The sequence below is a fragment of the Paenibacillus rhizosphaerae genome (assembly GCF_014192015.1).
Lineage (GTDB): Bacteria > Bacillota > Bacilli > Paenibacillales > Paenibacillaceae > Paenibacillus_AQ > Paenibacillus_AQ rhizosphaerae.
The window spans coordinates 270,943-293,275 of the sequence record NZ_JACHXJ010000005.1 but is presented as its reverse complement, the minus strand read 5'-3'; the positions used below and the strand labels follow the sequence as shown (position 1 = coordinate 293,275).

General features: G+C 53.5%; 22 protein-coding genes. 8 read left to right on the top strand and 14 right to left on the bottom strand.

Annotated elements, in window-relative coordinates:
• Window positions 1-55 precede the first annotated feature (55 nt).
• Both FHS19_RS26780 and FHS19_RS26775 read right to left on the bottom strand, forming a co-directional pair.
• A complete protein-coding gene (locus FHS19_RS26780; RefSeq protein WP_183584859.1) occupies window positions 56-1,690 on the bottom strand; it encodes a hypothetical protein in 1,635 nt (544 codons plus the stop codon).
• Complete coding sequence (locus FHS19_RS26775) at window positions 1,687-2,484, bottom strand: ABC transporter ATP-binding protein (RefSeq protein ID WP_183584857.1); 798 nt, start codon at window positions 2,482-2,484, stop codon at window positions 1,687-1,689. The genes FHS19_RS26780 and FHS19_RS26775 overlap by 4 nt, the downstream gene beginning before the upstream one ends.
• Before the next feature lie 192 nt (window positions 2,485-2,676).
• Between FHS19_RS26775 and FHS19_RS26770 the strand changes: the two genes are divergently transcribed.
• Window positions 2,677-3,105: a DUF2500 domain-containing protein gene (locus tag FHS19_RS26770; RefSeq protein ID WP_376771984.1), complete on the top strand. Its 429-nt coding sequence runs from the start codon at window positions 2,677-2,679 to the stop codon at window positions 3,103-3,105.
• A 264-nt stretch (window positions 3,106-3,369) separates the two neighbouring features.
• Here FHS19_RS26770 and FHS19_RS26765 read toward each other — a convergent pair whose 3' ends face one another.
• Entirely contained in the window at window positions 3,370-4,119 is a 750-nt protein-coding gene (locus FHS19_RS26765) for a YheC/YheD family protein (RefSeq protein ID WP_183584855.1), read from the bottom strand.
• Window positions 4,120-4,357: 238 nt separating this feature from the next.
• Between FHS19_RS26765 and FHS19_RS26760 the strand changes: the two genes are divergently transcribed.
• Complete coding sequence (locus FHS19_RS26760) at window positions 4,358-5,443, top strand: glycosyltransferase family 4 protein (RefSeq protein ID WP_183584853.1); 1,086 nt, start codon at window positions 4,358-4,360, stop codon at window positions 5,441-5,443.
• A gap of 34 nt (window positions 5,444-5,477) precedes the next feature.
• On the opposite strand, the gene FHS19_RS26755 is transcribed toward FHS19_RS26760, so the two are convergent.
• The 3 genes from FHS19_RS26755 to FHS19_RS35385 form a co-directional block, all read right to left on the bottom strand.
• Window positions 5,478-6,353 carry a hypothetical protein gene (locus FHS19_RS26755; protein WP_246426839.1) on the bottom strand — a complete coding sequence of 292 codons (876 nt, stop codon included), beginning with the start codon at window positions 6,351-6,353 and terminating at the stop codon, window positions 5,478-5,480.
• A gap of 339 nt (window positions 6,354-6,692) precedes the next feature.
• Window positions 6,693-8,009, bottom strand: a complete 1,317-nt coding sequence (locus FHS19_RS26750) for an MFS transporter (protein WP_183584851.1) — start codon at window positions 8,007-8,009, stop codon at window positions 6,693-6,695.
• Window positions 8,010-8,076: 67 nt separating this feature from the next.
• The gene (locus FHS19_RS35385; protein WP_183584849.1) at window positions 8,077-9,237 is read right to left on the bottom strand and encodes a winged helix-turn-helix domain-containing protein; all 1,161 of its coding nucleotides are present in this window, start codon (window positions 9,235-9,237) and stop codon (window positions 8,077-8,079) included.
• Window positions 9,238-9,449: 212 nt separating this feature from the next.
• On the opposite strand from FHS19_RS35385, the gene FHS19_RS26740 reads away from it, so the two are divergent.
• Both FHS19_RS26740 and FHS19_RS26735 read left to right on the top strand, forming a co-directional pair.
• Window positions 9,450-10,013: a hypothetical protein gene (locus FHS19_RS26740; protein ID WP_183584847.1), complete on the top strand. Its 564-nt coding sequence runs from the start codon at window positions 9,450-9,452 to the stop codon at window positions 10,011-10,013.
• A gap of 19 nt (window positions 10,014-10,032) precedes the next feature.
• Complete coding sequence (locus tag FHS19_RS26735; RefSeq protein WP_183584846.1) at window positions 10,033-10,371, top strand: hypothetical protein; 339 nt, start codon at window positions 10,033-10,035, stop codon at window positions 10,369-10,371.
• A gap of 316 nt (window positions 10,372-10,687) precedes the next feature.
• Here FHS19_RS26735 and FHS19_RS26730 read toward each other — a convergent pair whose 3' ends face one another.
• The 4 genes from FHS19_RS26730 to FHS19_RS26715 all read right to left on the bottom strand — a co-directional run bounded on the left by FHS19_RS26730 (window position 10,688) and on the right by FHS19_RS26715 (window position 14,569).
• A complete protein-coding gene (locus FHS19_RS26730; protein WP_183585268.1) occupies window positions 10,688-11,665 on the bottom strand; it encodes a siderophore ABC transporter substrate-binding protein in 978 nt (325 codons plus the stop codon).
• 233 nt (window positions 11,666-11,898) lie between these two features.
• Window positions 11,899-12,657: an iron ABC transporter ATP-binding protein gene (locus tag FHS19_RS26725; protein WP_183584844.1), complete on the bottom strand. Its 759-nt coding sequence runs from the start codon at window positions 12,655-12,657 to the stop codon at window positions 11,899-11,901.
• Window positions 12,654-13,610, bottom strand: coding sequence for an iron chelate uptake ABC transporter family permease subunit (locus FHS19_RS26720; protein WP_183584842.1), 957 nt, complete (start codon window positions 13,608-13,610; stop codon window positions 12,654-12,656). The genes FHS19_RS26725 and FHS19_RS26720 overlap by 4 nt, the downstream gene beginning before the upstream one ends.
• On the bottom strand, window positions 13,607-14,569 hold the full coding sequence (locus tag FHS19_RS26715; protein ID WP_183584840.1) for an ABC transporter permease: 963 nt from the start codon (window positions 14,567-14,569) through the stop codon (window positions 13,607-13,609). The genes FHS19_RS26720 and FHS19_RS26715 overlap by 4 nt, the downstream gene beginning before the upstream one ends.
• A 260-nt stretch (window positions 14,570-14,829) precedes the next feature.
• Here FHS19_RS26715 and FHS19_RS26710 point away from each other — a divergent pair, with 260 nt between their 5' ends.
• Both FHS19_RS26710 and FHS19_RS26705 read left to right on the top strand, forming a co-directional pair.
• Window positions 14,830-14,958, top strand: coding sequence for a DUF4023 family protein (locus tag FHS19_RS26710; RefSeq protein ID WP_183584838.1), 129 nt, complete (start codon window positions 14,830-14,832; stop codon window positions 14,956-14,958).
• Between the two features lie 351 nt (window positions 14,959-15,309).
• On the top strand, window positions 15,310-15,936 hold the full coding sequence (locus FHS19_RS26705) for a DedA family protein (RefSeq protein ID WP_183584836.1): 627 nt from the start codon (window positions 15,310-15,312) through the stop codon (window positions 15,934-15,936).
• Window positions 15,937-16,080: 144 nt separating this feature from the next.
• Here FHS19_RS26705 and FHS19_RS26700 read toward each other — a convergent pair whose 3' ends face one another.
• The 4 genes from FHS19_RS26700 to cccB all read right to left on the bottom strand — a co-directional run bounded on the left by FHS19_RS26700 (window position 16,081) and on the right by cccB (window position 19,586).
• Window positions 16,081-16,899, bottom strand: a complete 819-nt coding sequence (locus FHS19_RS26700) for a carbohydrate ABC transporter permease (protein WP_183584834.1) — start codon at window positions 16,897-16,899, stop codon at window positions 16,081-16,083.
• Window positions 16,899-17,765 (bottom strand): carbohydrate ABC transporter permease, encoded by an 867-nt coding sequence (locus tag FHS19_RS26695; protein ID WP_183584832.1) that lies wholly within the window; start codon window positions 17,763-17,765, stop codon window positions 16,899-16,901. Before FHS19_RS26695 ends, FHS19_RS26700 begins: the two co-directional genes overlap by 1 nt.
• 29 nt (window positions 17,766-17,794) lie before the next feature.
• Entirely contained in the window at window positions 17,795-19,018 is a 1,224-nt protein-coding gene (locus FHS19_RS26690) for an ABC transporter substrate-binding protein (protein ID WP_183584830.1), read from the bottom strand.
• Between the two features lie 190 nt (window positions 19,019-19,208).
• The gene (gene cccB, locus FHS19_RS26685; RefSeq protein WP_183584828.1) at window positions 19,209-19,586 is read right to left on the bottom strand and encodes a cytochrome c551; all 378 of its coding nucleotides are present in this window, start codon (window positions 19,584-19,586) and stop codon (window positions 19,209-19,211) included.
• Between the two features lie 171 nt (window positions 19,587-19,757).
• Between cccB and FHS19_RS26680 the strand changes: the two genes are divergently transcribed.
• Complete coding sequence (locus FHS19_RS26680; RefSeq protein ID WP_183584826.1) at window positions 19,758-20,534, top strand: gluconate 2-dehydrogenase subunit 3 family protein; 777 nt, start codon at window positions 19,758-19,760, stop codon at window positions 20,532-20,534.
• A 33-nt stretch (window positions 20,535-20,567) separates the two neighbouring features.
• A complete protein-coding gene (locus FHS19_RS26675) occupies window positions 20,568-22,289 on the top strand; it encodes a GMC family oxidoreductase (RefSeq protein ID WP_183584824.1) in 1,722 nt (573 codons plus the stop codon).
• Window positions 22,290-22,333: the final 44 nt, after the last annotated feature.

Here is a 22,333-nt window from a genome sequence, read left to right as displayed (position 1 = left end):
GGACGAAGGGAGCCGGGACGGAAGGCTATTTCCTAAGCCGGTTGGAGCGGAGCTTTTAAAGGTTACGGAAAGCCAACTTCCATACAGTAATATTGGCGATGAATGCCACGGCCAGCAGCACATAGACACCGGAAGTCGAGAAACGGAATGCTAGATGAAGCCCCGCCATGGCCCCCAATATCAAAAATAGAAGGAGCATCAGGCCGGCTTTTCCAGATTGCGTTCCTGCCTGTGCGGGTTCGGTAAACGGCATTTCCAAACCCATCAGCCGGAAGCTGATTACGGTATAGAGCAGGGTCATGACGAGTATGACCAGCAGATCCGGCAAAATCCTGACGCCGAAAATCAAGGTAAAGACGATGCTCTCCACGACGAAGATCGGCAGAATAAGCTGGACAATGCATGCTTTAAGCGTGCCTTTATAGACAGGCACATGATCACGCAGCGGTACGGTATCGAAAATCCACGCCCCTTTCGGCGAGCTGGTGTACTGCAGCATCATGACGGCGCTGGGTACCACCAGGCCACAGAAATAGAGAAGTAAATAAGAGTTACCGGAACGAATGTCCTCCCAGCTGCTGCCCGAATGAAAGGTATTAAACATGAAAATAAACGGAACGATGAGTGAGAGTCCCAGCGAAGGGTATACCTTCAATTTATAATCCCGCTCCTTCCTGATCATGCCCAGTGCAAAGCGGAAAAACACCTGCTCTTCCCGGCTTCTGCAGATCCAGCGCCCCAGAACATCCGGCCACTGGCCACCCCTCCCCTTCTTCCGGGCAGTCTGGTTGGACAGTTTCCGCAAATTGGCTTCAAACGAAGGGATCGTCCGTACATAAATCCATACAGCCAGGAGCGGCAGAAAGACCGACAATAGGCTGAAAACGATGATCGCCTCTCCCCTATGTCCACCGAACAACATTTCAAACGGAGCCGCAAACCAGACCGGGAACAGAAATACATGCCACCAATGGGCTTCATATCCAATCTGCAAATCCACCAAATTGAACACTCTGGCGAGGAGCTGGTAACCCACCGCCATCACCATCGTCAGGCTGATTTGCACATAATTAATGATGTCCTTCAGCTTTTCTCCGTCGAAGAAGCGGAGGACGAGCCAGTACAATAATGCTGTTATCGCGACGATCAGCAGATCCATCAGGCAGATTTCCAGCACAAATACCAAAAAGAACAAGATACCATAACGGAACAGGGCGCCAGCGAGCGGTGCGGCCGTAAGCGAGCCTGTAATAAAAAACAAATAAATCATGATATGAATGGCCTTGGCCATATTGATCGTCTTAACGTTCACCGGTTTGGAGCCCAAAATGGTATGGTCCCGAACATCCAACAGCACAGAGGAAAAGTCGGAAATCAGCGACGTCATAATCATAAACATCAAGATACCGAATACGAAGCTCATCTGAAAAATAAGGTTGTGGCCCATGACCACTAGCGGGATCATAACCACCCCCATGACGGCATAAATCCACAGCGACTTCATAAACTGGTTGGACAGCTCTTCCGGGTCGGCAGAGCGGGAGGTTTTGCCGATGAGTGTCGAGGCCCGGCGGCCATCCATTGTGAGTTTGACCTGCAGTATTCGGCGCATCTGCACATAATCCATCCCTGCTTTTTCGAACAGACCTTTGCAGCGGTCCAGCAGGATCAGCGTTTTGAAATCACTCATCGCTGTACCTCTTTCACAATGGACACGATTCGGGCCGCCGTATCTTTATGTTCATGATAACCGGTCAGCTCTGTAAAAATCTCTTCCAGTGTTCCTTCATGCAGCTGTTCTTGAAGCTGCTCGAAGCTGCCGTCGGCGACAACGTTCCCCTCATTCAGCAAAATGATCCGGCTGCTGATCTTCTCCACAACCTCCATAATATGCGACGAATAAAAGATCGTTTTGCCTTCGGCTGCAAGGTTCGCCAGCATCTCCTTAACCACCATAACGCTGTTTGCATCCAGTCCGCTCAGCGGCTCATCCAAAAAAAGAATGTCCGGATTATGCAGGAGGCTTGAGATCAGCAGCACTTTCTGGCGCATGCCTTTGCTTAAAGAGGAGATCCGGTTAAAGTACACCTCTTCCAAGCCAAACTGCTCCATCAGCCGTTGCGCCTTGTGATCGGCAAGCCGCCGCTCAAGACCGTACAGCTCACCAACGAACGTCAGATATTCCTGGGGGGTCAGGCTATCGTACATCTCGGCGACCTCCGGAACATAGCCGATCCTGGCTTTATACTCTACCTCTCCGTTCGAAATATCCTTGCCGAAGATACGAACCCGGCCGCTGTAGCCTTTGACAAGGCCCAGCATGATTTTGACCGTCGTACTTTTTCCAGCGCCGTTCGGGCCGATATATCCGATGATTTGCCCTTCATACACATCCAGGTTGATGCCCTTCAGAACCTGCTTTCCCCCATAGTTCATTTCGAGTCCTTGGATGGAGATGATCGGTTCATGGTTCGATTCTGACATCGCAGCTCCTCCTATGATCCTATTTTCCAAATACTAGCATAGCAGATATAAGGATGGAAGCGGACCATGAATCCTACAATCGCCGTATTTTTTGCCGACATGCGACAACTTTCCTTCATTTTACGCGTTCTACACAATGTCCGGTTGAATGCACTCCAAACCGGCACAATGAAAGGAGATTGACACGTTATGATGACTCCCGGGCCACCGCCCTTTGGCGGAGGAGGCTTTGACTTCTTCGATTTTATGTTTAGAATTTTCCCCTTTATTTTCGGCATCGTGTTCATTATCATAGTTGCCAGCTTCATTATGAATGGTGCCCGTTATTTCAAAAATGCCCGTACGCCCCGGTCGTCCATGTACGCCCGTGTTATTTCCAAACGGATGGACATCCGCCATCACAGCGGCAGCCATCATGATAACGGCAGCGGCTTTGTCAATTCCAGCGGCTCCTCCAGAACGTACTACTACATCACCCTGGAATTGGATAACGGGGAGCGGAAGGAATATTTGGATGTGAAGCATCTGTACGGCCTGGTTACCGAAGGAGACGAGGGTTATGCCGCGGTCCAGGGCGATTGGATCGTCGGTTTTGAACGGGAGGTCGGGCAAACGCCCTAAAACGGTCAAAGCAGCCTTGACCGCGGGTTTCATCGCAGGACAAAGAGCAGTCCCATCTCCTTCATCTCCTTCGTCCTGCACGGATGCCGTGTTACTCCAGCAGCCCTCCATAGGAATAATTTTTATGATTATACACCTCTCCGGCTGAGGACGCGAAGGCTGATTTTTCGACCTGGTCTGATCGAACAAAAAAAGAAGGCCGGCGCTTCAGCCGGGCCCTTCCCCGCATAAACTGCTTATTAACGGCTTCGGGTAGATACGCTCTTACTTCCAAGCCCGTCTGAAGTTCATCACTCTTCGGAATATGGATTTGTCCTTCAGCTGGTTAAAAATGTACGGATCGGGCATCGTGTTCACTTCAATGATCCACGGAGTCCACGTCCGGTCAAAGCCGATGTCCAGGCCGATCTGCCGGAAACCGGGGTACTTTTTGTGTAAGTGCTTTGCGGTCGTCACCCCGAGCTTGTTCAGGGATTGGATGACTCTAGCCGTCTCTATCTCATTCAAATGGGCCCCGAGCAGCGTTTTGACGTCCATCGGCGTGCCCCCGCTGTGGTAATTGGTCACGATCTTGCCTTCACGGGCGACTCTTCCGATCAAGCCGGTCGCCTCCCAATCTCCTCCAGGACGCCGCTGCACCATCACCCGGATATCGAAACGACGCTTATGGTACTTTACGAGGTGAATCCCTTTTTGAATCAGATAGCTTCTCTTCCCGGTCAGCTTCTGCAGCGATTGATAGAACGGGTCATAGCTGCTGAAGGTCTTTTTTACCGTCTCCACCTGATACGTATAATCTCCGTTCTCCAGCTGTTCGGCGCGAATAACCCCTTTGCCGTGGGTTCCGTTTTCCGGTTTGACATAGACCATACGGTACGACTTCAGCATTTCCTTCAGGTCGGATTTGCTGATTTTGCGGGTATCCAGCATGAACGGCCGGACTTCCTTGCTGCCAAGCAGCACTTTCGTTTTAATCCACTTGCTGACGACTGCCGTGCGGTTCTTCTCCCCCATCCACCGATCTCTCCTGTCCTGTCTTCAAAATTGATTGTAGCGCGCTAGCAAAACCTGTGTATTCTATGCACGGCACGGCGGACTGGACAGGACATTCATCCCGCAGGCGGAACAATAGGTTCCGTTTCTGGGCTGGAATCCTGTACTCCCTTATGGGGGCACGCATAAATAATAGAATGGAACAATTGAAGCAGCAGGTGCGGGGATAAGCATCTTTGCTGTAAGGGAGGAAAACGGCTTGAACATACTGATCGTAGCCCCCGAACGGCTCCCTGTTCCCGGCAGCGGCTCGGTGGAAATCTGCATATTATCCGTCGCCAGGCAGCTTGCCAAGAAGCATGCGGTAACCGTCTTAAGCAGAGCCTCCGCGGGATTGCCTATGGAGAGCACGGATGAGGGGGTTCACATTGTCAGGGTCCGTTCCGGCAGCTCCAAAGTCTACCTCGCTTCGGTGCTTCGATTCATTCAAGGGAAAACTTACGACGTCGTCCAGGTGGATAACCGTCCCCATTATATGGCCGCTATTCGGCGGGCTTTTCCCCAGGCCAAGGTAACCCTGTTTCTCCATTCGCTCACTTTCGTGCCTTCGACACGGCTCGTTGCCGCTAGCCTGAAGCATGCCTGGTGGATCGTCGCCAACAGCGCTTCGCTGAAACAGAAGCTGTCCGTGCGGTTTCCCTCGCAAGCGCACAAAATACGTACGATCGAGCTTGGCGTCGACACCGACCGGTTTCGCCCGCCAACCGATTTTGAACGGGCGCAGGCGCGCAGCCGGTATGGAATCGGGGATGTCTTCACCGTGCTGTTCACTGGACGGATCATACCGAGAAAAGGCGTGCCCGTTCTGCTGAAAGCCGCTCAAATCGCAGGGAAGCAGGTCCCTCTGCATCTAGTCATTGCAGGCCGCAGCAAGGAGGGATATATCCGGAAGCTGAAAGCCGAGGCTGCCAGGCTGAAGGTATCGGTCACCTGGACCGGCAACAAAAATCACAGCGAAATCCACAGCATCTACCGCATGGCCGACTGCTTTGTCTGTCCCTCCCAGCGGCACGAAGCCTTCGGTCTCGTTAACGTCGAGGCGATGGCATCCGGACTTCCGGTTATCGCTTCGCAGATCGGCGGCATTCCCGAGATTATTAAGCACGGGGTCAACGGTTACCTGGTGGATGACTACTGGCGTCCGGAAGGCTTTGCGGAGTATCTCGTAACACTGGGGCAAAGCAAAGAGCTGCGGCGCAGCCTCGGAGGCAGCGGACGCAGCATGGTACTTCAGTATTTCACATGGGGCCGGACCGCCGAGAAACTCGCGGCGCTGTACTCCTAAAAGGTTCTGCTCTGGCTGCTGGGGACACTTTGGCTCATTGCCTTTTTCTCAACAATCCGTCCGCGTTGCGCAGCATCAAAGCACCGGCAGCCAAGGAGAGCAGGAAGCAGAAGCCGGCAGCGACCGTGAGCGTTGACCATTCAAGTATTGGATGACCCAGCATCGTCTGCCATCCGATAAAGACCAAGCCAAGCACGTAGCAAATGCCCGTCAGGTGAATCATCCGGAGACGAACCCAAATGGAGAGAGATGTCCGGGTACTCAGCCAGGCGACGAGCGGGACAGCCTGAAGCGCGTGGAATCCCAGGCCATGCAGCCAGATAATGTTGCCATGGCCCCCCACGATACGGCCTTGGTTAACCGAAATCCAGATCCCCGCCGCAAAAGACAGCATTACGGCCACCATGGCATAACGGATGCCCGTCACCAGCTCGGGATGAGCCGCGTATACTTTGCGACGGAAAAACTGCGCGGCCAGGAACAGATAAAAAACGACGAGCAGCAGCGCGACGGACGCAAAAATGTTGCCCACTGCCGAATCAAAGGCGGATCCGTCTTTGACAAACCGGGGATTGACCCCCCGGAAGTTTTGCACCGTTTCGGCAAAATAGGAATACAGTGCAAGCGCAATGTAGGGATAGCGGTAAAAGGCTCTGCCTCTTGGCCCCAAACCTGAATATGGGATCATCAGTGCCGTTGTCAGCAAAAACATCCCGATCGCGGCGTTAAAGGAAAACGCGCTTTGAACATTGCCGCCGGGAGCTACCTCCGCCCCGTTCACAAGGGTCCAGATCCCGCAGAAGGCCGACAGCAGAAATCCCAAGACAGCAGTCAGGACCAGCCACTTTTCCCCTTCAAACCAACGGAACGCCGGCCGGGCGCCCACGCTCCTTACAGTGACCATTTCCATTCATAATCTCCTCCATCCGAACGTTTTGGCTTTGATTACGTCTTATTGTACAGAGAAGGAGGTTCCGGGAATTCTATCCAGGGTCCAGACTTTTCCCTGGACTTTGGTCGATGCCGTCCCCGACCAAAGTGCGGGATACAAGCTCTTATTCAGCGTGCTGCCAGAATAAACGGGGACGAACTTCAGCAAGGACAAACAGCCCTGAACCGGTCGAACCTGCTCAGGGCTGTATTGGTTAAGGCTTTGTTTGTCTGGCTGCCGAGCCGCTTCTGGTTGAGCTCGCAGAAAGAGCGCTCATGTCCGTGAGCTATCAAGCCTGCACAGGATCAACGCTGCCGTCTATCCGGATACCTGCCGCAGAGGTTCTTCATGAGCGCGTTTCTTGCCGTCTGTCGGCCAAAGAATCCTCTGCAGGAGAAGACAGATGATACCAAAGGCAAGAAGAAGCAGACCCATGATGCAGAACACCTCTCCCACGCCAAATCCCTTGATCAGCAGACCGCCGGCTAATGGAGCTATGATCATAATCGTACTGGACATCATGTTCTGAATGCCGAAAATCCGTCCGGTCATACCTTCAGGCGTTTCCTTTTGCAGCGCGTAATTGTTCGTCACCATGAACAGCCCGTTGCCGATCCCGATGACAAGGCCGAGCACGATGCTCCAGATCTCCGGAGAACCGGGTCTCAGCAGCCCCATCGCCCCGATCGCCGCGCCTACCAGGACAATGCCGCCCCCGATCCCTATGCCGTAACCGATCCGATTCCGGCGGTTCAATATCATGATCGTGGCTACGGCACCCACGCCGGTAGAGGAGACCATCCACCCCAGAAGAGATTCGTTACCCGGCGCGATCTCTCTGTAGAGCGTGGGAAACTGGAAATCGATCATTAGAATAACCAGGATGATGGTCATATTCACGATCATCGTAGTGAGCAGAATCCGGCGCTGCAGCAGCACCGCCCAGCCCTGCCTCCATTGTTCGATGAAACCCGGCCCGTGCTCCGGACCGGAATCCCCATCCGGACGCGAATCCGCCCGAGGAACCGTGTGATTGGCCTCGATACGGCGCAGCGTAAACAGCAGCAGGCACGAGATCAGCCGCGTTACGGCATTCACCAGAATGCAGAGCTGCGGGGACAGTACGGTCAGGACGACTGCGCCCAGCAGCGGACCGGCGATTTTGGAGAACTGGTTGACCAGACCGTTGTAGGAAGTCGCCTTCAGCAGCTGATCCTCGTGGACCACCTGGCGTGTCAGCGCCTGATGCGACGGGACGCGGAATACGCCCATGGCGGCACGCAGAGCCAGAATCGGCAGCAGCCAGTACATGCCGGGAGCAAACAGCAGCAGGACCGTCAGAACAGTCTCGGCCGCATCGGCGATCAGCATCAGGTTGACCTTTTTCCAGCGGTCGGCGACCACCCCCGCGAGCGATCCGAGAAGGATGCCCGGCAGGGCCATCATGACCGGGATCAGCGCAATCATTAAGGGATCGGCCTGCCAGCGGTAGGCGACCAGGACCTGGATCGCAAAGGCGTCGAACCATTCGCCGAACGAGGAGATGGCGTAAGCCGTAAACATTTTGGCATAGATGCGGTTGGTCCACACCGATTGTGCGGACGGCCGCGGCTCAGTATTCAGGGATTGAGACATGATAAATTCCTCCGTTAAGTCAGAATGTGGCGTACTCTCACTGTAACGAAGGAATATCAGAGGAACATCAGACCGCATCCAGAATGCTTTCGATTTTTTCTTCAATCGGCGCTTTATAGGCTTCCAGTTGAAAATTCCGGTTATATTCGGCGTACTTCGCGGAAAATTGGCGGTGAAGCTGGGGATCCTGCACTTTTTGCTCCAGAAAGACCAGCGTCTCCCGGATCGATCCGACGATCAGCGGCACGTTGTGCGTCATCTCTCCGACCTCGATCCCGTAGTTCAAGGCAGCCGCGGCCTCGGCGCGTTTTCCCTGCCGGAGCAGCATTCGCCCTTTAAGACCGTGGTAAAAGCAGATTTCCCGTAAATACGGGGTTTCTTCCAGCATCCGTTCGACTTCGCCAGCGCAGCGTTCGGCTTCGGGCAGGTTGTCTGCACCCAGGTGGACGTACATCTCTGCCATTTTGATATGGACGTTGAAAAATTCCAAATCTCCCCCCGCTTCGCGAACGGCTTCGTATGCCGCCCTAATCCTGGACAGATCTTCTTCGACCCGGCCGTTGTCGGTGTACAGTCCGATGATATTTAAAATCCTCAGCTCCCGCTGATGATCTTCCGGACCAATATTAGCGGCCATGGTTCGCTCGAAGTAATCCAGGCATTTTCCCGGTTCATGGTAAAAGTACAAATAAAAATGCAGCAAATAATACAGCTTGCTCGACGGCGGGAATTCATTATCCGTTAAAAACCAGTTGATATCCGCCTGCGCGTACCGGATAAAAATCAGGTGGGATGGCGGGAGCTCAAAGCCGAGCAGATCCTGCTGGCTCGCCAGCGTAATCATCGACTTGCATTGGCCGTACATAAGGTATTTGTTCATCAGCTGCCGCATTTGGGCCTGCAGCTCGGTATCCTGCATCGAAGGATTGCGGAGATCCGGCTCTTTGACCGTCAGGCTGTAGCCATAGCCGCGCACCGTGTTCAGAAAGATGCGGGCACTCCAGGGACGCAGCTTCTTGCGCAGACGGTAAATATGGTCGTCCACCGTCCGCTCCACCGGATATTCCATCGGCCATACCCGGTCCAGCAGCTGCTCCCGGCTGAAAGCCTGACCGCGGTGACTGTATAAAAATTGCAGCAGCGCATATTCTTTGGCAAGCAGCGGAATGTGCTCCTCCTGGTAGCTGACCATATATCCACTAGGATCAAAATCCAGCTGGGCCACCATCCTCCCTCCTTTCTTCAGCCGTGCATCTCGGTGACCGTTTGTAACCCTTTCTGTTATTTAAGCATATTCCCGATTTGCCGCACAATAGGGAGGAAATCCGGTGGCGAAATGGCGTACTATTGATATGAAGCTGATAAGCCAACTTTTACCACGCCTAAACGTTTTTAGAGAAAAAGACCTTCGGGTTTGGGATATGAGAAGGAGGTACAATCTTGAGCAAAATTCATACCAGACTGGTCATGGTACCGGTGATGTTATACGTCATCTGCCTGTTGATAGGATGCAGCCATGCGTCGTCGGCGTCTTCCGGCACTCCATCGTTTCGCAGTGCTGAACAAGCCGTAGAATATGGACTTCATGAAGAGCAGGTCGAGCTGTCCAACGTACTCACGACCATCACGGTCGACGGGGAGGAGCTCATTTTTTACGAAAAAGACGGCGCCTTCGGTGTGGGTGGGGTGAATGAAGGACCTAGCGGGTATCAGTGGTACCGATCTTCTCCCTATCTGAATTTTGAAGGAGAGGATACCCCTTATATGACAGGAGGTTTTACCGTTCGGACTTCTAAAGGACAGGACGTGAACATTCTGGCCGGAAAAGTGTTTGACCCGAAGATTACCGGGATGTCCGTACAAGGGGATCATGAGGCCCAAGAGCTGTCCATTACGGGGCGTTCCCGTTTCTTCTTTACGGTCCACCAGTCGCCTTTTTCTGAATTGGAGGTCACTCCGGTTCTGGCGGCGGGGGCGGTCGGTCACCCCGATTCATTCCATTGACGAAAGAGGTGTTTCAACGGTGATATGTCAACTCAAACGCCCGTCGGCTCTGCTCGCAACGACTGCCGGTACAGCCGCCATCCTGCTTTGGATGATGCTGGTTTTTTTTAATCCGTATTCATCCAGTCTCGAGACCCGCCCCCTTCAAATCACCTTCTTTACGCTGTGCGTGCCTGCCGCCCTAGCGATCGTGTCCGCTTGGTTTCGCCGTAGAACACTTTTGTTGATCGCTTTCCTTTGGTCCCTGCCCATTAGTTTGTACCTCGCGATGACCCCGGGCATATTTGCGCTGTTTGGCGCCACTTCTTGCGCTTATCTGGTCTCCTACTTCCTGATGCTGGCGGAAATGCGGCGATAAGGGGACTGAGGATGCAGTAAGTGCAAAGGGTTGGCCGGGAGCGGCAGGCGAGCCGCAGGGCGACAGGCCGGAGCCAGGGGCATTAGGGCTAGCATACCGACCCCCGCGTGCGGCTGTCTTATCATGTGCCTTTACATACCAGCTTCGGGCTCCCGCATTCATCCGCCTCCCCCGGTTTACCCATCCCCACCTCCCCCACTGCTCCCTTCAGGCGACTCACCCCGCCCAACGCAAAAAGGCTGCCGCGGCGTCCTTACGGACCTCCGCGACAGCTTCTGGTCGTACGCGCCTGAACGGCCTCGTACTTTTTGCCAAACTATTGAATGCTTGCTCCGACTTCCTTGACCATTTCCTGCACGGACAGCAGTCCGCCGCCGGAGAGGTACCAGTAGTTCGGATCGAGATATACGATGTGCCCGTCTTTGAAGGCCTTCGTGTTTTTGATCAGATCGTTCTCCACCGTCTGCTTGGCGGACACGGATTCTCCGCCTTCTCCGGCCACAGCCGCGCCGCGGTCCACGACGAACAGGTAGTCGGGATTCTTCTCGGCTACGTATTCGGAAGTGACGCTTTGACCGTGCGTAGAAGCTTCAATGTTCGCATCCACCGGCGTAAAGCCCAGCACATCGTGGATCAGGCCGAAGCGGGAGCCCGCGCCGTAAGCGCTCAGCTTGCCTTCGTTCGCCAGCACGATCAGGGCGTTTTTGCCCGAAGCGGCGGCTTTATCGTGAATTTCCGCGATCGTCTTGTCGACATTGTCCAGCTCCGTTTTGATCTCGTCTTCTTTGCCAAAGATCTGGCCGACGGTGTTCATGTTCTCCTTGAACGATTCCATGTACCGTGCCGTATCCAGGCCCAGGTAGACCGTCGGCGCGATCTTGCTGAGCTCCTCGTACGCCTCGGATTGGCGGCCGGAGATAATAATCAGATCCGGGCTCAGCGCATTGATTTTTTCAAAATCGGGTTCTTTCAGGCTCCCCACGTTGCTGTATGCATCCTTGTCGGCGTATTTGGACAGGTACGGAGGAATGTTCGCCTGCGGAACCCCGGTGACCTGAACGCCCAATTTATCCAATGTATCCAGAATGCCAAAGTCGAACACGACGACCTTGTGCGGATTTTTCTTGACCTTGGTCTCTCCCAGCTTATGTTTAATCGTCAGCTCCTCGGAACCGGCAGCCGCCGATGTGTTGGTCGATTCAGCAGACGCCTCTTTGGCAGGTTCTGCCGTATTTTTATTACCGCAGGCCGCCAGCACGACAACCAATACGGCTGTTATGATGAACAGCATCATCTTTCTTGTTTTCAACTTCATCCACCCCATGTTCTGATTTGGTTTTCAGCTTGATTCAAGCCGTCAATGTATAAAATTATGTGATGAACTACCCGCCGGCGCCTGGCTGTCGCTAGTCCACGCATATAATTTCCCTTGGTTGGCGTTGCTAAGTTCTTTATCTGACCCGATCAACTTCGGGAGAATATTGCTTTTGGATCATGCTGACTCATACCTCTCCCGGGCCTCAGACTTTAGGCAAAATAAACGCAAATTTTGTTGTTGTTAATGTTCTCAATGGGGATATCCATCCCGTAGACCTGCTTCAGCACCGGCGTATCGATGATCTCGTCCGCCGTTCCTTCCTTCACGACCCGGCCGTTCTTTAAGGCAACGATGTCGTCCGAATAGACGGAGGCAAAATTGATATCATGAATGACGATAATGACCGTCTTACCCAGCTCATCCACCATCCGCCGCAGCACCTTCATGATCTGCACCGAGTGCTTCATGTCCAGGTTGTTCAGCGGTTCATCCAGCAGAACATAGTCGGTGTTCTGGGCAATGACCATGGCGATATACGCCCGCTGCTGCTGCCCTCCGCTGAGCCGGTCCAGGAACTGGTCCTGCAGATCGCCAAGCTCCATGTAATCGATGGCTTCCTGAACGTATTTCCAGTCCTCCGGCTTCAGCCGGCCCTGCGAGTAAGGGAATCGTCCGAAGCTTACGAGCTCCTTGACCGTCAGGCGGACGTTAATGTGATTGGACTGCTTCAGAATCGAAATCTTCTTGGCGAGTTCGCTGCTCTTGCAGCGGTCCACCCGCTCCCCTTCGATGAGGATTTCACCGCCGTCACAGGAAATGAGGCGGCTGATCATGGAGAGAAGCGTGCTTTTGCCCGCCCCGTTGGCACCGATAAAGGAGGTGATTTTTCCTTTGGCGATGTTCACCGAGACGTTGTCGACCACTGTTTTGCCGCCATATTGTTTGGAAACTCCTTTAACCTCGATCACGATGATTTACTCCCCTTTAGCAAAAGATAGATAAAGTACACGCCGCCGACCAGGTTGATGATGACGCTCAGCGTCGTGGAGAAGGTAAACACCCGCTCCACCAGCAGCTGCCCGCCGACAAGGGCGATGATGCTGATCAGCACTGCAGCCGGAATCAGCAGGACGTGCCGGTAGGTCCGCATCAGCTGATAGGCCACGTTGGCTACAAGCAGCCCAAGGAACGTGATCGGCCCGACGAGAGCCGTCGCGATCGATATGAGCACCGCCACAACAATCAGCAGCCTTTTTACCACCCGGTCGTAATCGACGCCGAGATTAACGGCATGATCCCTTCCCATAGCAATAACATCGAGATACTTGGTATAGCGGGTGAAATAGACGGTCACCAGCACGATCCCGGCCGCCGACACCAGCAGCAGGTCTGAATTGACGTTGTTGAAGCTGGCGAACATTTTATCCTGGACGATTTGGAACTCGTTCGGATCGATGAGCACCTCCATAAAGGAGGACAGGCTCTGAAATAATGTACCAAAGATCAGACCGAGCAGAAGCAGAAAGTAAATGTTCTGCCCTTCCCTTTTGAACAGGAGCTTGTAGAACACGACCGAGAACACGGCCATCATGCCGACGGAAATGAGAAAGTTCACGTTTTTGCCCATCATCGTCAGGCTGATCGAGCCGAAAACATAGACCATGAAGGTCTGAAACAGCATATACAGGGAATCCAGCCCCATAATGCTCGGTGTCAAAATGCGGTTGTTGGTAATCGTCTGAAACACGACCGTCGAGAAGGCGATCGCTCCGCCGGTCAGGACCATGGCCAGCACTTTTTTGCCCCTGCGCGGAAGGATATAATCCCAATTGCCCCCGGACTGGATCACCATAAAGACAGCGATCACGACAAGTGCGGTAACGGTTAAAACGATCAGCTTGGTCAGGTTGGATTTGCTCATGTCGTGTACGCCCTTCTTCTCAGCAGTAAATAGATGAAGATCGCGCTGCCAATCACTCCGACGGTGACGCCGATGGAGATTTCATACGGATAGATGATGACCCGGCCCAGGATGTCGCAGAACAGCACGAACACGGCTCCCAGCAATGCGGTATGTAGCAGGCTTTTCTTCAGATGGTCCCCCAGATACATCGTGACGATATTCGGAACGACCAGGCCCAGAAAAGGAATCATGCCCACGGTTAAAATCACGACCGATGAGATGGCGGCGACGATGACCAGTCCGATGTTAACGACGGCTTTATAGTTAAGCCCCAGGTTCACCGCGAACTCCTCCCCCATGCCCGCAATCGTAAAGCGGTTCGCGAACAGATAGGCGATGATCAGGAGCGGAATGCTGATGTACAGCATCTCGTAGCGGCCCTTGAGGATCATGGAAAAGTCGCCCTGCAGCCAGGAGGACATGTTCTGGATCAGATCGTTTTTATAGGCAAAAAACGTCGTCACTGAACTTACGATATTGCCGAACATGAGTCCGACAAGCGGAATAAAAATCGCGTCCTTGTATTTGACCTTATCCAGGATCCGCATGAAAATCATCGTTCCCAGCAGGGCGAAAACGAAAGCCACCAGCATTTTCACCAGCGGCGTTGCATTACCAAACACCATCAGGGCTACCAATATGCCGAACCTTGCCGAGTCCATCGTTCCGGCCGTCGTCGGCGACACGAATTTGTTTCTCGTCAGCTGCTGCATGATCAGGCCGATAATGCTCATGCTCGTGCCGGCGATGATAATGCTGATCAGGCGCGGCAGGCGGCTGATCCAGAGCACCTGCTTCTGTTCGGCTGTGAGATGAAACAGATCCAGCGGGGAGATATCCTTTACCCCGATAAACAAAGAAGCGGCTGAGAATACGATAAGCAGGATCCACAGCGTCCACAGGTAAGTATTTTTCATGGCGATCCAACGCTTTCTATAGTCTGGTCAGTCATTGAAAATCCTTATGAAAAAGCATATGTCAATTTCGATCTAAATAATAATGATATTCATTCTCAATTAACTGACTTAGTTATTATTCTAACAGCTGACCGGTTTTTGTCAAACGTTTCTGGGTATTTTTATTCTTCAGCCTCCCTCCCGGAAGATGAATGCAGGCCGCCCGGAGTGGTCATAGTAACAGGGAATGCCGACTGCAAACACAAGGAGGTTGAACAGCCATGGACAGCACGCATGAGTATGTGGAGAAGCTCCACGACACTCAGGAAAAAGTCCGCAAACACAAGGACGGCATCAGCAAAGGAGCCAGCGCGAAGCTTCCGACCAAGCAGCATGGCACGAAGAAATAACCAGCAAATATTAAAAAAGGGCACTTCCTTTCGACCGAAAGGAAGTGCCCTTTTTTTAGAGAGCAGAAAGTATAGGATTCGGAGCTTCTGCTTCCGGATTTCGCAAGAAAAACTTCAGTTAAACGCGGTCTGTCTTCTTTGAAGGTACGTCGATAGACGTTTTTCTAATTGATATTTCAGGGATTTTCGCAAAGTTTCTGCAATCTCCAAGACCAAAGTCCAGTTTGATCCTGGTCCAGAGACAGTTTCTGGATAACCCGCCACTCCTTTATGATGGACGAAAGCATGAGACGGCTTCGGCCTCAGGTCTGATCTGACCGCAGGCGGCGAGGGCCGGTAAGGAGAGAAACTATGGAGTGGATCATCCATCTGTTTGAACAATACGGGTATATGGTGCTGTTTGCCGGTCTGTTCGCCGAATCTTTGGCGATCCCCTTCCCGGGAGAGCTGGCCATGGCCATCTCCGGCCATATGTCGACGCTGGGGAGTTTTCACCTGCTGCAAATTATTTTGTATTCGTATATCGGCGCCATCATCGGCACAACGGTGACGTATATTATCGGGTATCGTATGGGAACGCCCTTTTTTGAAAAATACGGCAAGTACGTCCTCTTGAACCCGGCCCGGATTGCCAAAATCACCGGCTGGTTTGAGCAGTACGGCACCAAGCTCATTCTGATCTGTTACTTCGTGCCTGGACTTCGGCATTTTACCGGATATGTGTCCGGCGTGCTCCGGATCAATGCACGGACCTTCTTTGTCTATAACTACATCGGCGGACTCGCCTGGGTTATCGTCTATGTCATGATCGGCAGGCTGGTCGGCTCGAAGATCGAGCAGTTCCTGCATTTGATTTCCCAGTATTCGCTCGTCGCGATCCTGGTGGCTGCTGCCATCCTGGTTCTCGTCGTGTACCTGAAACGGAGAAGAAAATCAGCGGCCCCTCGGGTTAAAGCGGAAGTGCGGCAGGAGGACTAAGGCCACCCGCACATAGCGCAGCTAATAGCTGTGGGACAGCCGGCGGCCGCGATGACCATACGCTTACAGCACTGGCTTTCTGTCTCTAACGTCAAAAGCCGCCCCGCCGGCGCTTGTCCGGGGAGCGGCTTATATGCTTGCGCCTTATTTGACGGCACCCTGCGTTACGCCGTTGATGATCCATTTTTGTGCGAACAGGTAAATGATGATCATCGGCAGCATCGCCATCAGATACGAGGCGAAAGCCAGGTTGTAGTCCGTGTTGAACTGTCCCTGGAAAATGTACTGCACGAGCGGCAGCGTATAGCTCGACTGGTCGCTGATGATGATCAGCGGGAGCAGGAAGTCGTTGTAGGTCGACAGGCAGATCAGGATGCCGACGGTGGCGTTGATCGGCGCCATCAGCGGGAAGATGACCCGCCAGAACGTGCCCCACGTCGTCGCCCCGTCCACCGTAGCAGCTTCTTCCAGCGCCATCGGGATCGAGCGAATGTAGCCGACGTAGACAAAGACGTTGAAGGCCAGCGCATAGACCGTATGCAGAATCGTCAGGCCCACCAGATTGGTCATATGCAGCGCCGATGCCAGCTTGACGATCGGCAGCATGATGATCGGGAACGGAATGAACATAGCGCTGATGAAGTAGAAATACAGCCCTTTGAAGAACTTCCGGTGCATATTCCGGGCGATCGCGTACGCCACGAGCGAGTTGGTCAGCAGCGTCAGCACCACCGTCGAGATGGTCACCAGCGCGCTGTTGCGGAAAGCGCGGAAGAAGTTGGTCATCTCCACCGCGTTTGAGAAGTTTTCCCAGTGGAAAGTCGTTGGAATGGCGAAGACCGACCGCGTCATTTCCTCGGGATTTTTCAGCGCAATGGTCAAGGTCATGTACAGCGGGAACAGAATCAACAGTGTCCCCAGGGCTATCAGGATCATGACGGCCCAGTTCGTTTTGGTTCTCATTACATATCGCTCTCCCTTCCTTGAAGAAACTTAAGCTGCAGGATGGAGATGATCGCAATGACGATAAAATAAATGACCGAGTTGGCAGACTGGTAAGCAAACTCGCCGCCCTGGAACCCGCCGATGTAGATCAGATGCGAAATGGACTGCGTCGCCCGGCCGGGCCCGCCATTGGTCAAGGCGACAATCTGATCGAAAACCATCAGCGAGTTTTTCATCGCAAGCACCATATTGATCGTGAAGAACGGGGAAATGAGCGGAAAGGTAATTCTCCAGAATTCCTGCCAGCGGCTGGCCCCGTCCAAATTCGAAGCTTCATACAGCGAAGCCGGGATGGTCTGGAGCCCCGCCAGATACAGGATCGTATTGAACGCAATCCCCTGCCATACCGCTACGATCACAACCCCGATCCAAGCCAGATTTTCGTTACCTAAAATGTTCGTTGAGAACGCATGGATGCCCAGGTTTTGCCCCCAAATCGTAAAGACGTTGGAGAACAGGTAGTTGAAAATATATCCGACGATCAGCACGCTCAAAATGTTCGGCAGAAAATAAATGCCGCGGAAGAAGTTGCGCGCCTTGATCCGCGCATTCAGGCCAAGGGCGATCAGCAGACTGAGCACATTGATCAGAATGGTGACGACGATGGCGAACTTGAAGGTGAACAGATAGGCGTTCCCCACATTGCTGTCCGTAAACAGGTTTGCATAGTTGCGGAATCCGATAAAGTCGTAATGCTTGCCGAACCCGTTCCAGTTCGTGAACGAATAGTAAATGCCCTGCAGGGCGGGCAGTGTCATAAATACGAAGAACAGTACGACCGCCGGCACGGTCATCCAATAATACGCCGTAAGTCGCTTGGACATCCCTTCATCCTCCTCTTTTGATCATGGTGTTATTTCCGGCTCTGGACTTTGTCCCACTCGGTATCGAGCGTTTTCAGATAGGCGTCGATATTCCGGTTCTGCAGGAATCCCTGCACGATCGCGTTCAGCTGCACGGCGGCCGGGATATAGTGGTCGGCAAAATCGACGACTCTGCCCGCCTTGAAATAAGGCTCGAGCTCGGCAACCGCCGGGTCGTTCTGCGTCACACCCTTGACGGCCGAGAACGCGGTTTGCTCTTGGATGTACTGGCCGATGTTGTCCGGCTCGAGGAGAAAAGCGATGAATTCCTCCGATTCTTTCTTATGCTGGGTGCTCTCGGAGATGGTCAGCAGCGTGTCCACCCCGGAGATCAGCTTGTTCTTGTCCGGGTCGTTTCCGGTTGGGAACGGGAAGAAGCCGATGTTCGCTTTCGGATTGGACTTCCGGATTTCCGGAATGGCCCAGCTGCCCTGGATGTACATGGCTGATTCCCCGCGGGCAAAGGCGCGGTTGCCGTCCGCATACGTCTTGCCGAAGTTGTCCCCGTGGCCGTAATCGAGCAGCTTCAGCTGCTTCTCCGCCACCTCGCGGAATTTCTCCTGGAAGGTAACTTGGTTCTCCCGGCGCTGCTTGAAGAAGTCGATGCCGACCAGGTTCGGTGCGAGCGCGTTAAACGGCAGATTCGTCTGCCAGTCGTCCTTGTATGTAAAATAAAACGGAATGATGCCGCTGTCCTTCACCTTTTGGGCGGTCGCAATCAGCTCATCCCACGTTTTCGGAACGCTCAGCCCCAGCTGCTTGAAGATGTCCTTGTTGTACATAATGCCGTTGGCGTTGGTCGCGTAAGGGATACCGGTAATTTTACTCAGCCCCGTTACGTCCTTAAGCATTTTTATGTAGTTCGGATCAATGGCTTCGACCAGCTTGCTCTGGGTCAGATCGGCGAAAATATCGCTCTTTGCCAGGATCGAATACGTATCGGTCGCACCCATGCCAATGACGTCGGGAATGTCGTTTTTGACAACCCTTGTCTTCAAGACCGTTTCGGCATCCGGCGGATTCACCTGGGTGACCTGAATTCCGGGATGCGAAGCGTTAAACTTGGCTACCAGCTTATCAAAGGAGCCTTTGGCCTCCGGTTTGTTTTGAAAAAACTCCAGCTTGACCTTCCCGGCGTTCTCCCCGTTATTTCCACAGGCCGTCAGTATTGACGCGAGCAGCAGGCAGGCCAAAAGGATTCTTCCCATCTTCATGCGAAACCCCCCATATCGAAATTCTTGATGTTGAATTTTCTCTAAAATTACCCGATTTTGTCGAAAAATAAACAAGCCGCCAAGCAAGCAGGCTTGCAGCGAACCTGCGAATGAAGCGCCGTTTCCTGTCGTAGTAAAAAAGCAGCCCCCTGACGGAAAGGCTGCTTTTTGCATGGCTTGACCGAAGAGCTTATTTTTTGGCGGCCAGCCATTGGGCTACACCTTGAATGTCAGCATCGGACAGTTGGCCTTTGAAAGCCGGCATGCCGCCGCGGCCGTTCGATACGATCCCGGCGATTTCGTCCGCGGAGTATTTGGCTCCGACCTTTTGCAGGTTCGGTCCTACAGCGCCTTCGAGGTTGTTGCCGTGGCAGCTGACGCAGTTGGCTTTAAAGATCGCTTCCCCGTTACCGGCTGCTGCGTTGCCGCCGGTTTGACCGGTCGTTGTCCCCGTATTCCCGGCGTTGTTATTGGCTGCGCCTTCGTTGTTGTTATTGTCGCTGCTCTTGCCGCAGGCGGACAGGGAAAGAACAAGCAGCAGGCTCACGAAAATGATCGATTTTTTCATTGAGGTTGTCTCCCTTCAACTTATTCAAATTTGCCTATACAGCTACGATGCCCCAGGAATAGGCTTTTCATGTACACGGTTTTTCATATATTTATGCTCTCCAGACCGGGCTTGGCATGTGCATAATATACCCAGCAAAGGGGAACATATCCCACAAGGAGGAATGAAACCATGGCAGAACAACAAAAAGAACAACCACCTAGCGGGTCCAGGCGCCAGTTCCTGAAATATTCAGGGACGGCGATCGGCGGTCTGGTCGTCGGGGGCGTGATCGGCGGGGCCATTACCGGCGGCTTCAACAAAAAGAAACCGGCCACGAACGCGCCGACATCGCCGCAGACCGGAACGCAGCCTGCTGCAGATTATAACCATGCGACCATGTACTTCAACCAGCGCCAGCTGCAAATTACCCAGGCAGCGACAGAGCGCATTTTTCCGAAGGATGATAACGGCCCTGGAGCTAACGATCTGGGCGTCGCTTATTATATTGACCATCAGTTAGCGGGTCACTGGGGTTTCAACGCCCGCGAATACCGCATGGGACCTTTTGTTAAAGGAGAAGCCACGCAGGGCGACTATCAGAGCATTAACCGCAACGAAGTCTTCCTGCTGGGGCTTACCGCCATGGACAACGCCAGCCAGAAAAAATACCAAAAGGGATTTACCGACCTCGCCGACGAAGAAAAAGACGCCATTCTGACTTCGCTGGAAAAAGGTGACATTGAAGTGATTAACGGCATTACCGGCAAAAGCTTCTTCGATCTGCTTCGCAACATGACGCTCGAAGGCGTATATGCGGACCCGCTCTATGGCGGCAACGTCAACATGGAGGGCTGGAAGATGCGGAATTATCCGGGCAACCAGATGTCCTATGCCAAAATCGTCGGTGAGGACGCTTTTGCCAAAACGGATCCACTCAGCCTGCATGACCATTTGGCCACACATTAATTTCTACATGCTGACAGAGAAGGAGAGTTATCCATGGCTACGAAATTGCCAAGTGTCCCCGTATTGATCGTCGGGATGGGATGGATCGGCGGCATTATCGCCGCCGAATTAAGCAAGCAGGGAATCAAGGTCGTCGGCCTGGAGCGCGGCAAACCCCGTTCCACTGAGGATTATTACATGGTCCATGACGAGCTCCGTTACGCCCAGCGCTATGAGCTGATGCAGGATTTATCCAAGGAAACGATCACCTTTCGGAACACGTCGAAAATGACGGCCCTGCCGATGCGCCAATACGGGGCCTTCCTGCTCGGGGAGGGCCTCGGAGGCGCGGGCATCCACTGGAACGGACAAACATACCGGTTCCTGCCGTACGATTTCGAAATCCGGAGCAAAACGATCGAGCGCTATGGAAAGAAAAAAATTCCGGACGGCATGACCATTCAGGACTGGGGCATTACATACGACGAGCTGGAGCCCTATTTCTACAAGTTCGAGGAGGTCGCGGGCATTTCCGGGGATCAGGAACAGGCGGCGATGGTCGGCAAGCGCTCCAAACCGTTCCCGACCAAGCCGATGATCAAGACGCCGATGATCAAAATGTTCGAGGAAGCGACCAAAAAGCTTGGCTACCATCCGTATATGATGCCGTCGGCCAACCTGTCCGAGCAATATACGAACCCGGATGGCATTACCCGGGCCCCTTGCCAGTACTGCGGCTATTGCGAGCGCTTCGGCTGCGAATACGGCGCTAAGGCCGATCCGGTCGTGACCGTCCTTCCGGTCGCACAGAAATCGGGGCATTTCGAGCTCCGTGAGTATGCCAACGTAACGGATATTCTGCATGACGGGAAAAAGGCCACCGGGGTGAAATACGTCAATCCGTTGACCGGTCAGGAATATGAGCAGCCGGCGGATGTCGTCATTCTGGCAAGCTACGTGTTCAACAACGTTCGCTTGCTGCTGACGTCCAAGCTTGGCAAGCCGTACGATCCGAATACGGGAACAGGCGTGGTGGGCAAAAACTACGCTTACCAAACGAATGGCGGATCGGCGACGGGATTTTATGACGACAAGCAGTTCAACCTGTTTGCCGGAGCCGGCGCGCTTGGCATGGAAATCCCGGACTTCAACGGCGACAACTTTGACCACAGCGATCTGAATTTCATCCACGGTGCCGGCATCCGGATTTCGCAAACTGGGCTCCGCCCGATCGCGAACAATTCGGTTCCGAAAGGGACGCCAACGTGGGGCAAAGACTTTAAAGCGACCTCGCTGAAATACGCGAACAACTACTTGACCGTGGCGGCGCAAGGATCGAGTATGCCTTGGAGGCACCACTATCTCGATCTGGATCCGACCTACAAGGACGCTTACGGCAAACCGATGATCCGGATCACGTTCGACTTTGAGGAGCAGGACCGGCAGATGATCACCTTCATGGCAGGCAAAACCGAGGCCATCATGAAGGAAATGAAGCCTTCGTCCATCGGCTCCTCCAAGGAGCTGGGGCCGTTCAATATCGTGCCGTATCAATCCACGCACAACACCGGCGGCGCGATAATGGGATCGGACCCTTCGACTTCGGTCGTCAACAACTATCTCCAAATGTGGGATGCCGAAAATGTGTTTGTCGTCGGCGCATCCGCCTTCCCGCATAACAGCGGCTATAACCCGACAGGCACTGTTGGCGCCCTCGCTTACCGGGCTGCGGAAGGCATTGCGAAATATTTGAAATCGGGCGGATCTCTCGTTTAAGCGAAAACACCGCCTTTGGGCAAGGAAAAAGCGGAGGGAATCAA